General features: G+C 58.0%; 6 protein-coding genes. 3 read left to right on the top strand and 3 right to left on the bottom strand.

Annotated features, from left to right (window positions below; genetic code table 11):
- The first annotated feature begins 57 nt into the window (after nucleotides 1-57).
- Nucleotides 58-3,552 carry a chromosome segregation protein SMC gene (smc, locus tag HMPREF2614_RS08115; protein ID WP_038628636.1) on the top strand — a complete coding sequence of 1,165 codons (3,495 nt, stop codon included), beginning with the start codon at nucleotides 58-60 and terminating at the stop codon, nucleotides 3,550-3,552.
- 47 nt (nucleotides 3,553-3,599) lie between these two features.
- Nucleotides 3,600-5,168 carry a signal recognition particle-docking protein FtsY gene (gene ftsY, locus HMPREF2614_RS08120; protein ID WP_038628638.1) on the top strand — a complete coding sequence of 523 codons (1,569 nt, stop codon included), beginning with the start codon at nucleotides 3,600-3,602 and terminating at the stop codon, nucleotides 5,166-5,168.
- A 172-nt stretch (nucleotides 5,169-5,340) separates the two neighbouring features.
- Here the strand turns inward: ftsY and HMPREF2614_RS08125 are convergent, their stop codons facing one another.
- The gene (locus HMPREF2614_RS08125) at nucleotides 5,341-6,072 is read right to left on the bottom strand and encodes a hypothetical protein (RefSeq protein WP_038628640.1); all 732 of its coding nucleotides are present in this window, start codon (nucleotides 6,070-6,072) and stop codon (nucleotides 5,341-5,343) included.
- Between the two features lie 523 nt (nucleotides 6,073-6,595).
- Entirely contained in the window at nucleotides 6,596-7,444 is an 849-nt protein-coding gene (locus HMPREF2614_RS08130) for a hypothetical protein (protein ID WP_070560645.1), read from the bottom strand.
- Nucleotides 7,445-8,049: 605 nt separating this feature from the next.
- On the opposite strand from HMPREF2614_RS08130, the gene ffh reads away from it, so the two are divergent.
- The gene (ffh, locus tag HMPREF2614_RS08135; RefSeq protein ID WP_038628644.1) at nucleotides 8,050-9,645 is read left to right on the top strand and encodes a signal recognition particle protein; all 1,596 of its coding nucleotides are present in this window, start codon (nucleotides 8,050-8,052) and stop codon (nucleotides 9,643-9,645) included.
- Nucleotides 9,646-9,661: 16 nt separating this feature from the next.
- On the opposite strand, the gene HMPREF2614_RS08140 is transcribed toward ffh, so the two are convergent.
- The gene (locus tag HMPREF2614_RS08140) at nucleotides 9,662-11,812 is read right to left on the bottom strand and encodes an acyltransferase family protein (protein WP_038628646.1); all 2,151 of its coding nucleotides are present in this window, start codon (nucleotides 11,810-11,812) and stop codon (nucleotides 9,662-9,664) included.
- Nucleotides 11,813-12,049: the final 237 nt, after the last annotated feature.

A 12,049-nucleotide genomic window follows, 5' to 3' on the forward strand; every position in this document is an offset into this window, starting at 1 on the left:
AGTGGGTCCTTGGGTTAATTCAGCTCCAGTCCACAACTGCAGGTAAGATATTGCCCCATGTATTTGAAATCGCTGACTCTGAAGGGCTTTAAATCCTTCGCTTCGGCGACGACGATGAAATTCGAGCCCGGCATCTGCGCAGTTGTCGGCCCGAATGGATCTGGTAAGTCGAATGTTGTCGACGCCCTCGCGTGGGTTATGGGCGAGCACTCCGCCAAGACCCTCCGTGGCGGCAAAATGGAAGATGTCATCTTCGCGGGTACTTCCGGGCGAAAGCCCTTGGGGCGCGCGGAGGTTACTCTTACCATCGACAATTCCGATGGGGCACTTCCCATTCAATATAAAGAAGTCTCTGTCACGCGTCGCATGTACCGCGACGGCGCCAGCGAATACGAAATCAACGGTTCTCGCGTCCGCCTCATGGACGTCCAAGAACTCCTCAGCGACACCGGCATTGGCCGTGAGATGCACATCATCGTCGGCCAGGGCCGGCTTTCTCAGATTCTGGAGTCTCGGCCAGAGGAGCGTCGTGCGTTTATTGAAGAAGCCGCAGGCGTGCTCAAACACCGTCGTCGCAAAGAAAAGGCGCAGCGTAAACTGCAGTCGATGCAGGCCAATCTCGACCGGCTGCAGGACCTGACAGGTGAGCTTTCCCGTCAACTCAAGCCGCTAAAACGTCAGGCTGAGGCTGCCTCTCGCGCTCAGACTGTGCAGGCAGACCTGCGCGATGCCAAGTTGCGTTTGGCTGCCGCGGACTTCGTGGACTTGCAGGACAGCCTCAATGACATTGCTGGTCAAGCCAAGCTCATTGAGGAAAAAGTAGAAGCTGCCACGGAGCGTGCTGAGATTGCCGCTGAGCGCACTGCAGAACTCGAAGCCGAATTGGAGGACATTACTCCAGCTGCCGATGCTGCCCGTGACCTATGGTTCCGTCTCTCCGCACTCGGTGAGCGTATTCAAGCGACGGCCCGCATCGCCGCCGATCGCGCGGCCGACCATTCCGTCGCTCCGTGGGTAGGCCCGGACCCGGACTTCCTGGAGCAGCGTGCCGACGATGCCGCCACCGAAGAAGCCACGCTTGCAGAGGCAGAGGCAGAGGCTCGCGAAAAGCTGGAGGAAATCGGCGAAACGCTTTTCGATGCCGAGGAAACGTTCCGCGAAGCAGAGGCCGAGCACCTCGCGGCCGTTCGCGCAATCGCCGACCGTCGCGAAGGAGTGGTTCGCCTCATTTCCGCCGAAGAATCTCTGCGCACTCGCTTGGAAGCCGCCGAAGCCGAAGCTGCACGCCTTGCCGAGCAAACCAATGAGGCCGACGAACGCCGGGCCGATGCCACCGAAGCCGTGGAAAACGCCGCACAGGAACTAGCCGAGGCCGAATTCGAAGGTCCCGAGCTGCAGAGCGTTTATGAACAGGCTAACCGGGAAGCAGAGCTGGCCTCTACACGGTTGAAAGAACTCCGTGCTGACGAGCGCGACCTCGAGCGCAGCGTCTCAGGTTTGTCCGCTCGCATCGAAGCTCTAGAGACCGCCCGCACCGCTGCTGCCAACGACGGCACCGCGTGGCTACGCGAAAAGCACGAGCTCGGCGTTCTCTCTGAAGTCATCGATGTCGACGCTGGCTGGGAAAAAGCGCTCACCGCAGCCCTCGGCGCGGCCGCCGAAGCACTAGTCAGCGAGGGCAGTGGAGATTCGCTTATCGACGAGCTGGTGGCTGCAGGCAAAGGCAGTGCCGTCGTTATCAGTTCTGCGGATGCATCCGACTCCTGGCGCTTGGACATCACTTTGCCCGCACAGGCATCCTGGCTGCTCGACCATGTGACAGTGCCCGCGAAGCTTTCGGGTTCGTTGACCTCTCTGCTCGTTGATGTCGTGGCCTGCGACGACGAACTCGTTGCCCGTGAGCTGGTGACGCAGGATACTCGACTGCGCGTTGTTGACCGCGATGGTGTGCTGCGTGGCTCTGGTTGGGTAGCTGGCGGTGCTGGTGGCACTGCATCAGGTGTGGAAATCGCCGCCGACATTGCCAAGGCCCGCGAAGAGCTGGCGGAGGCGCAGGTGCGTTTGAGTGACCTCGGTGGTGTGCTCTCCGGTGCACAGGCCGAAGAAGAGGACCGCCGCACTGACGCTGCGGCCGCCCGTGCTGCGCTGCGTGAGCATCAGAGTCGTATGAAGGTCCTCACGGATGCCCGAACTCGGGCCACGGCGCAGCTGTCCGGCGTGGTGCATGATGCCGAACGTGCTGAGCAGCGCGGAGCCGAAGCCGTGGACCGAGTAACGAAGCTCCAGAAGGAATTGGCGGAGGTTGCGGACCGCTTGGCTCGCGTTGACCGTGACCCCGAGGAGGGGGAACCGTCGACAAGCGAACGTGACCGTGCCTCGGAGGCTCTGACGGCAGTGCGCGCCATGGAGACAGAGGCGCGTCTGTCGCTGCGTACGGCAGAGGAGAGGCTGTCGAGTGTACGAGGTAAGGCCGAGCGGCTTCGTCGCCAGGCTGCGTCGGAGCGCGTAGCGAAGGCGCGCCATGAGCAGGCGCAGATGGCTAAGGTTGCCCAGCGCGAATTGGCAGAAGTCGTCGCGGAGCTGGCTGAGGATTTGCATGCGAAGGTCAACGTGTCGTTGGCGCGGGCAGAGGCCGATCGCGACGATGCCGAGGCGCAGAAGAAGACGGTGTCGCAGGCACTATCGGCGGCACGGACGGAGGCAAATGGGGCGCAACGTGAGCTGGCACAGCTAACGGATTCCGCGCACCAGGGAGACATCGCCCGTGCACAGGCGCAGGTCCGCGTGACCGAGGCTGCAGAGCGCATCGTCGACCAGTTGGGGCTGTCTGTCGATGACCTGCTCGCGGACTTTGCTCCTGATGAGAACTTTGACCGCGCAGCCGTGACGAAGCAGCTCAAACAGGCGGAGAAGGATCTGCGTGTGCTCGGCCGCGTCAACCCGTTGGCGCTGGAGGAGTATAAGGCGATGGAGGAGCGCTACTCTTTCCTATCCACGCAGCTCGATGATGTCCTCAAGGCCCGCCAGGACCTCACCGATGTTGTCGAGGAAGTCGATGCCACGATTCTGCAGCTCTTCACAGACGCGTGGAACGATGTCGAGGCAGAATTCCCCGCGGTCTTCCAAACGCTTTTCCCGGGCGGTGACGGACGACTGGTTCTCACTGAGCCTGACAACCTGCTAACCACAGGTATCGAGGTTGAAGCTCGCCCACCGGGCAAAAAGGTCAAGCGACTCTCGTTGCTCTCCGGCGGCGAGAAGTCGCTGACGGCGCTGGCAATGCTCGTTGCTATTTTCCGCGCTCGCCCGAGTCCGTTTTACGTGCTCGACGAGGTGGAGGCAGCGCTTGACGACGTTAACCTGCGTCGCCTTATTGCGTTGCTCGAGGAACTCCGCGCGACCAGTCAGCTGATTGTCATTACGCACCAGAAGCCAACAATGGACGTTGCGAATGTGCTCTACGGTGTGACCATGCGGGGCGATGGTGTGACTCGAGTAATCTCGCAGCGAATGTCACCGGCATCCGCAACTCCGTCGACAGGAGCGGAGTAGGCGCGGAGTAAGTGAGGAAGAGTCGTTGATACTGCATAATGAGAGTTATGACTCCAACTCAGTGGATACTCCTTGTCGTCGCGATTGTCGTTATTATCGCGCTGCTTTTTGTTGTGGGCTATGTCCGCAGGAAAAACCAGCGCATTTCCTTTGCGAAGGAAGATACTAAGGAACTCACCCAGCAGGAGAAGTCTGGAAATTACCAGGCCACTAGTGGTTTTAACTTCGCTCCGGCCGGTAGTGGAACTGATACCCGTGAGAAGCAGCCGGTTGAAAAACCGATGCCCAAGCCGGTGGAAAAGCCCATTGAAAAGCAGGTCCCGGAACCAGTTGAAAAGCGGGCAGATGAGCCCGTTGATAAGTCGACGGATGGCTCCCTGCTGAAGCCGGAAGGCCAACTGCCTATTCCCGATAACCCCACCGAAATGGAGGGGGATCACGACCGCGTAATGCGGGAAATCCCAATCGATTTGCCTACGGCCGGAGAAGAGGAATCAGAGCCCGAGCCGGAACCACAACCAGAGCCCCAAGCAGAGCCTGAGGTAGAGGTAGTTTCTGCTCCTGAACCGGTGCCGGAGCCGGAGCCGACTCCCGAACCAGAACCGACGCCAGAGCCGACGCCAGAACCGACGCCAGAGCCGGAGCCGACGCCGGAGCCAGAAGCGGAACAGCAGATTGACTCCATTGACCCGGCTGAGGGACGTCTGGGTCGCCTGCGCGGTCGTCTGTCCCGGTCGCAGAATGCAATTGGCCAGTCTGTGCTCGGCATCTTGGGCGCGGGTGACCTTGATGAGGACGCGTGGGAAGAGGTCGAGGACATCCTGGTGATGGCTGACCTCGGTGCGGCTGCGACGCAGCGTGTCGTCGATAAGCTGCGTGAGCGTATTGCCAGCCAGAAGGTGAGCACGGAAGAACAGGCACGCGCCCTGCTGCGTGAGGTGCTGATTGAGGAGTGCAAGCCTGAGATGGATCGCTCCATTCGCGCACTTCCGCACGAGGGCAAGCCCGCAGTGATTCTGGTGGTCGGTGTCAACGGCACTGGTAAGACCACGACGACGGGCAAACTGGCTCGTGTGCTGGTGGCCGGTGGCCACCATGTTGTTCTCGGTGCAGCGGACACTTTCCGTGCCGCTGCTGCAGATCAGCTGGAAACCTGGGGCCGTCGTGTCGGTGCCGAGACCGTTCGTGGCGCTGAAGGCGCGGATCCTGCTTCTATTGCATTTGAGGCAGTTGCTCACGGTATCGAGTCCGGCGCTGATGTGGTGCTCATCGACACCGCCGGCCGCCTGCACACCAAGGTCGGACTGATGGACCAACTGGACAAGATTAAGCGCGTGGTGGAGAAGAAGGCTCAGGTTGATGAAGTCATCCTGGTTTTGGACGCGACGGTTGGCCAAAATGGTCTGCTGCAGGCTCGTACTTTCCGGGATGTTGTAGACATCACCGGCGTTGCTCTGACCAAGCTGGACGGTACCGCGAAGGGCGGCATTGTATTCCAGGTGCAAAACGAGCTCGGTGTACCGGTGAAGTTGGTTGGCCTTGGTGAAGGTGCTGACCACCTGGCGCCGTTTGAGCCGGAGAGCTTTGTAGACGCACTGCTCGGCGGCCGCAAATAGTAACTAACATCGATGAGTGAATTTTCCATTGATTGGTGAGTACAGCGTCGGTCGTTGCCCCCTCCCGGCAAAAAGTAAAGGCCTCGGAGCCACCGCGTAGATTTCTGTAGAGGATACGCGGGGCTCCGGGGCTTTTACTGTTGAGGGGCTAGGAATCTAGCGGAGAGTTGTGCTAGGAATCCTTAGAATTCTTGCGTGCGAGGCGGGTAGCTGCCACGCCACCGACCAGGAGTGCGAGAGCCGCACCGCCGAGGGCAGTCGCCTGAACACCAGTGACTGCTAGACCAGTGTTCTTGGTCCCGGTTTGCTTACCGTCATTCTTAGGGTTGTCGGGCTTGTCTCCTGGATTTTCCTCCCCAGGATTCTTGTCGTCCCCAGGCCGTTCGTCACCTGGGTTTTCATCATCCCCCGGTGCGTCATCGTCTGGGTTTTCATCGTCGGAAGTTGGACAGTAGCCGTAGACTCCGGTTGCCGGGTCGATCTTGCTCATATCCCGCGGGGAACCATCGGGGCACGTTGCGGTGTCATCGACTCCCGGCGGAATTCCGTCATTCTCTGGGGCATCTTCGTCAGGCTCCGGAGTTGGGCCGGAATCATCTGAAGTGCCACACGCGCCGTAAGCTCCGGTTGCCGGGTCAATCTTGCTCATATCCCGCGGGGAACCGTCGGGACAGGTCTGGGTGTCCTCAACGCCCGGTGGGATGCCATCGTTCGATGAACCTCCTGGATCCGGGTTTGCCGCGTCATCTACACACTGGAAAGTACCGCCAACATTTTCAAAATGTTGACCGGCGGGGCATTCCGATGGGGCGGGGTCAGGAATCTGTGCGGTGGCGGCGCCAACGCCGATGAGCATGCCGGCTGAAGCGGCAGCGGCCACCATGGTCGAAGAGAGCTTCTTCATTTGGAAACCTCACAATGTCTATAGGAAAGCCCTGCAATCAATGGGCTTAAGGGGGAACACTGTTCACACATTTGATTCTAATAACTAATTAAAGTCTTTAGTGGCATGGGTTTGGGGAGGGGGTAAAGCAAAATTGTTGACTCGTCCAAACCTCAGTAGAGGAAAGTGGGAACTTATATTTACAACGCTGAGTGTGTACACCCGTTGTGGTTGGAGCGTTTATAGAACTTGCCACTGTCGACTCGGCATAGGGCTTTTCTGTCTTCGCTAATGGAGCCGAGTCTTCTAATGTCTTATAGCTTTCGCTCATCTTTGCTGGCGAATGGTGCTTCCTAATCGTGTCGGGGTGGCGAAAGGCGGGTGGGGCGTAGCGGTTTGGTAAAAAATCGGTATCTGTGCGGTTTATGGTTCGAGCTATAGGAGTTATAACGTTTCGAAGATATGACACGCAAAAATGCTCCCGATGCTGAATTGGCATCAGGAGCAGTTTACGTTTCGCTAGCGGGGTAGAACCCTAAGCTTCTTAGCGGTTCTTGCGGGCGATGCGGGTAGCAGCGACACCGCCGACCAGAAGAACCAGAGCGGCTCCGCCCAGGGTGGTGGCGTCAACGCCGGTGGCTGCTAGGCCAGTGCTCTGAGTGGAAGAAGCCTTCTTGGACTCAGAGTTATTCTGCTCAGACTTCTTGGAGTCTGAAACCTTCTTTACGTTCTCGGAATAGGTCGTCTTCTTGGACTCGGACGCCTTCTTCTCAGCCTTTTCCTTGGCCTTCTTCTCTTCCTTCGTGCACTTGTTTTCGTTCTTGCACTCAGCAGAGATCTTGATGTCAACGTTTACCTTGACATCCTTGCCGTCCTTGCCGTCTTTGCCCGGTTTGCCGTCCTTGCCTGGCTTGTCAGTATCCGGCTTGTCCTTGCCTGGCTTGTCAGTATCCGGCTTCGTCTCGTCCTTGACGCAGGCACCGAAGACGTTCGGGTTGCCCGGAACTGGCTTGCTCATGTCGAAGTGCTCGCCCTCCGGGCACTGCTTATCAGAAATACCTGGGTTTCCGAGGTTGCCGGGCTGGGACTCATTGTTGCCCGGCGTTTCAGGCTTAGGGGCTTCCTTGTCCGCGACGCACTGGAAGGTTCCGCCGACGTTTTCAAAGTGCTGGCCGTCTGGGCACTTGTCCGGCATTGGGGCCGGAATTCCGTCAGCGGAATCCTGCTCAGGCTGGTCTGCAACGCACTGGAAAGTGCCGTCGACGTTTTCAAAGTGCTGGCCGGCGGGGCACTCGGTCGGCATTGGGGCCGGAATCTGTGCAGTAGCGATGCCTGCGCTTGCAATCATGCTGGCGGAGAAGGTGGCGGCGATAGCCGTAGTGAACTTCTTCATGAAAACCTCCCAAGGAGTCAAACGGTCAGAGACCGATGAATATGATTTCGCCGTTCATCCCTCATCGTGCACGGCGGAAAATAAAACCAGGCCAACTGCGGTTAACTAGGTTCATGGCTAACCATAAACTGGTTGATATATGCATGGCATTGGAAGTAGTTATAGGGATAACTCTAGGTGTGTAGTGGCACACTTTGACCTGCTGTAATGCTGCCGGTTTGCAATTTAGTTTGCACCATTTCGGGGGAGGCGTGCACTAGGATCGTCCTTAGTAAAAGTTGGCTATTGGCGTTACTTGTCTGTTATCTACCTGGCGGTAGATAGGTTGTGTAAACGTTCTTTATGCAGTGGGACAACCCTGTCTTAGGTCGTGTTTAATTGTCACGTTAAAATAACGAATAGTAATTTAACGTTCCCGAGAATAAAAGAGCTTCACTCTATTGCCGATTTCTACTTCCTATTGGTTACACCCGAATCGGGGTGTTTAGGGTGGATGGGATGCAATTGTTGTCGATAGGCGAAGCTGTAGATATGTGCCAAACGGAGTAGCCAGCGGGTACGGTAGAACAGTTAAGAAAAGATAAGGCAAAAGGGGAGCTGGAAACTTGTTTGAGTCTCTTTCCGATCGTTTGACGGGTGCCCTGCGGGGGCTGGGCGGGAAGGGTCGCCTGACTGAGGCGGATATTAACGCCACCGCCCGCGAGATTCGGCTGGCTCTTCTGGAAGCCGATGTCTCCCTTGAGGTTGTCCGTACCTTCATCAAGCGCATCAAGGAACGCGCTAACGAAATTATTGGCAGCCAGACGGTCAACCCGGCCAACCAAATCATTGAGGTTGTCAATGAGGAACTGATCAACATCCTCGGTGGCGAGACTCGACGTCTCAATATGTCGAAGCAGCCGCCAACGGTTATCATGCTGGCCGGTCTGCAGGGTGCTGGTAAGACCACCTTGGCCGGTAAATTGGCCAGGTACCTCACGGATCAGGGGCACACCCCAGTTCTCGTCGCCTGCGACCTGCAGCGCCCAGGTGCGGTGCAGCAGCTGGAAATCGTGGCTGAGCGTGCAGGCGTGCCGTGCTTCGCACCGTTCCCGGGCACCAGCCTCGATTCCACCCATGAAATGGGCACCAGCGAGGACAACCCAGTTGACGCCGCGTTCCGTGGCCTCGCTTATGCTCGCCAGCATCGCCACGATGTGGTGATTATCGATACCGCAGGTCGCCTGGGTATCGATGAGGTTCTGATGAAGCAAGCCCGCGATATTCGCGATGCCATCAACCCGCATGAAGTTCTGTTTGTCATCGACTCCATGATTGGTCAGGACGCGGTAGAGACCGCCAAGGCCTTCCGAGATGGCGTTGACTTCACCGGTGTTGTACTGACCAAGCTCGATGGCGACGCGCGCGGTGGCGCTGCACTGTCTATCCGTGAGGTCACAGGTAAGCCGATTCTGTTCGCCTCCACGGGCGAGAAGTTGGAGGACTTTGACGTCTTCCACCCAGACCGCATGGCCAGCCGCATCCTGGGCATGGGTGACCTGAAGACGTTGGTTGAGGTCGCTTCCAAGGAAATTGATCATGAGCAGGCTGCAAAGTCTGCCCAGAAGATTGGTTCGGGCGAGTTGACTCTCGAGGACTTCCTCGAGCAGATGATGATGGTCCGCAAGATGGGCCCAATCGGCAACATCCTCAAGATGCTCCCCGGCGGCGCGGAAATGTCCAAGGCCGCGGAAATGGTCGATGAAAAGCAGCTTGACCGCATCGAGGCGATTATCCGCGGTATGACTCCGGAAGAGCGCGAGAATCCGAAGATTCTGAACGCTTCACGACGTCGTCGTATCGCCAACGGTTCCGGTGTGTCTGTTTCGGAGGTTAACCAGCTCATCGAGCGCTTCAATGAGGCACGCAAGATGATGGCTCAGATGGCCGGTCGTTTCGGTATGGGCGGTGGCCGCCCATCGAACCGCAAGGCCAAGCGTGGCCGAAAGGGCAAGGGCAAGAATAAGCGCAAGGGCGCTAACCGCGGCCCGACGCCGCCGAAGGCAATGCGCGGTGGCGGAATGCCCGGTATGCAGGGCATGCCGGGGATGCCTAGCATGGCCGAGCTGCAGAAGCTACAGAAGCAGATGGGCAACCAGCTGCCAGAAGGCATGGAGGGCTTTGACCTCAATAATCTCGACTTCGGGCAGGGCAAGAAGTAGCTGGGGCAAGAAGTAGCTAGCCCCGCAGGCTCTCCTGGATCTGGCGGCCCATTTCGGCACTGAAGGTGGCCGCTAGTTCATCGGTGATGTGATTGCTGTCGCGGTAGACGTAGATATTACCGATAACATTGCGGCAGGTAGTCGGGCCACAGAAGATGTCGGAAAAATCTAGACTGTGCCCGTTGGGGAAGTTTGCAAGAATTTCCTCAGCGGGATTTTCTGCATTTAGAGCAGTTTTGCGGTGGATGGTGCAATCTTCGTTCGCTTCGTCGCACACGCTTGGGGAGAACTGACTCAAGTCCTCCCGTAGCGCCCACGGGTTATCGCGGATTGCGAAGAAATCAATTTCGCGTTCTTGTAGAGCAGTGAAAAACGAGACATAGCCATCCGGCGTATAGTCGCCGGGCTGCGGTGGGTCCGCCTGGAATAAGGGCCTGGTCGAGGTGGTGAAAACCATCTCTGGCTGAACCTCGTCAATTTTCTGCAGTGCCTCGAAAGTCCAGGGCACGCAGATGTCGCCGACTCCGTGGATTGGTTCTAAAGTCGCTGGACAGCCCTGTCGAAGGAGAACGACCACTCGGTAACCGTGCTTCTTGCCGTAGGCATCAATTGGGGCGAACCAGTGTTCCATGTGCGAGCCCCCGATGATGACAATCGATTCACTAGCATCCGGGTCACCGTAAACACACGGTTGGGTCTCATCGCGCCAACGGCGATTCGGCGGGAAATACCCGACGTCTTCGCCGCCTGTCACAAGGCAACCATCGAGGGCGGGTTCCGGCCAGAGGTCAGTGATGAAATCGGTATTCGGCTTTGTGGCTGCCTTCGGCACCTCGTACCCGTCGGTAAGCGCGAGCGCACCTGGATAGACCATTGGATCTAGGCTGGTGGCAGAGGCACGATTGACGCGCAGCTGCTGCACGTTGACAAGGCTGGTCATGCCAACCAACGCAATGATTACAACAGCGCCGGCTACCGCTTGGCGACGAGCCGGGTGACGATGCTTAATTGCGTGGATTGCATCGCCGACGACGGGCTGAGTCCGGGTCGGTCGGCGAGTCGATTGAGCCAGTGGCAGCTCGACATACTTGTTGGTGAGCTTGGCCAAAATGAAGGAAACGACAATCACTGCGGTGCCAAGCTTCAACCCCGGAGTATCGCGGTTGAGGTAGTTTATGGCCAGGATGAGAAGAGGCCAGTGCCACAGGTAGAGCGCGTAGGCGCTCTGGCCTATCTCGCGCATTGGGCGGCTGGCCAGGAACTTGGAGATCCAACCCGCCTCGGGGCCAGCGATAATAATCAGCGCAGCACCTCCGAGGGGCCATAGTGTCCAAGGGCCTGGGAACTGTGCGGCACCGTCGAAGATGAAACCGGTGGAGACCACCAGTGCGAGGCCGATGCCTGCTAACAGCACTCGTAGAGGCGTGGGCATGGGGATGGAGCCCCGGACAAGAATCAGTCCGAGTAGTGCGCCGAGGCAGAGTTCCCAGAGGCGGCTGACAGTGGAGTAGTAGTTCCACCCCTGGTTCTCGGAGTGCATATAGAAGGCATAGGCAAGCGAGCCGAGAGTGATAACTGCCAGCAACGGGGTGAGGATTCGGCGGAGTCTACCGCCAGTAGCGTCGGTACGCTTCGCCTCCACTGGTGAGGTGACAGTCCCGACAATCCGGGATGAGCGCGTCATCCAGGCGAGTAGGGAGATGAGCAAGATTGAGCCGAGGTAAAACTGACCCTGCACCGACATTGACCACAGGTGCTGCAGTGGGGAAGTTTCGCTCTCTGCGGCAGCGTAGTCCGAGCCCTGGAGTGCCAGTTCATAATTTTGGTAGTAGAGCAGGCTGGCGCGGAGTTGCTGGGCAATGTCAATGGTGCGAAGCGATGGAATGAAGTAAATGACAAACAGGGTTGTCGCGAAGAGGACCAGCACCAGTGTCGGGATTAGGCGACGCAGCGTGCGCCAGATGCTCCACCACGGATTGATGGACTGCCGGGGATTGATGGCATTGCGGTACTGCGCGCCGAAGAAGAAAAACCCGGAGAGCAAGAGGAATACGTCCACACCACCGGAAACGCGACCGACGTAAACGTGGAAAAGGACTACGAGGGCAATTGAAATGCCCCGTAGTCCGTCCAAGTCATACCTATACTGGGTGCCGGTGGTTTTCATAGAATGTTACGTTACCGCACTGTCAACGACGTTCAGCTTTAGTGGGTATGCAGAGTTTCGAGTGCGCAGTTTTGTTAATTTCCAAAACTGCTGGTAACATACCTCGAGTTGCCTCAATGAGAATCCTCAGCTGAGGCACGACTGCGAATTCATCGGATCCGGCCACGGCCGCCCGGTGGTCACGCGCAGTGTAAATATCCCAAGGGCAAAACCGGTTCAAGGCACCTCGTTAGTAAT

The organism is Corynebacterium sp. HMSC074C11 (genome assembly GCF_001809455.1).
Taxonomy (GTDB): Bacteria; Actinomycetota; Actinomycetes; order Mycobacteriales; family Mycobacteriaceae; genus Corynebacterium; species Corynebacterium amycolatum.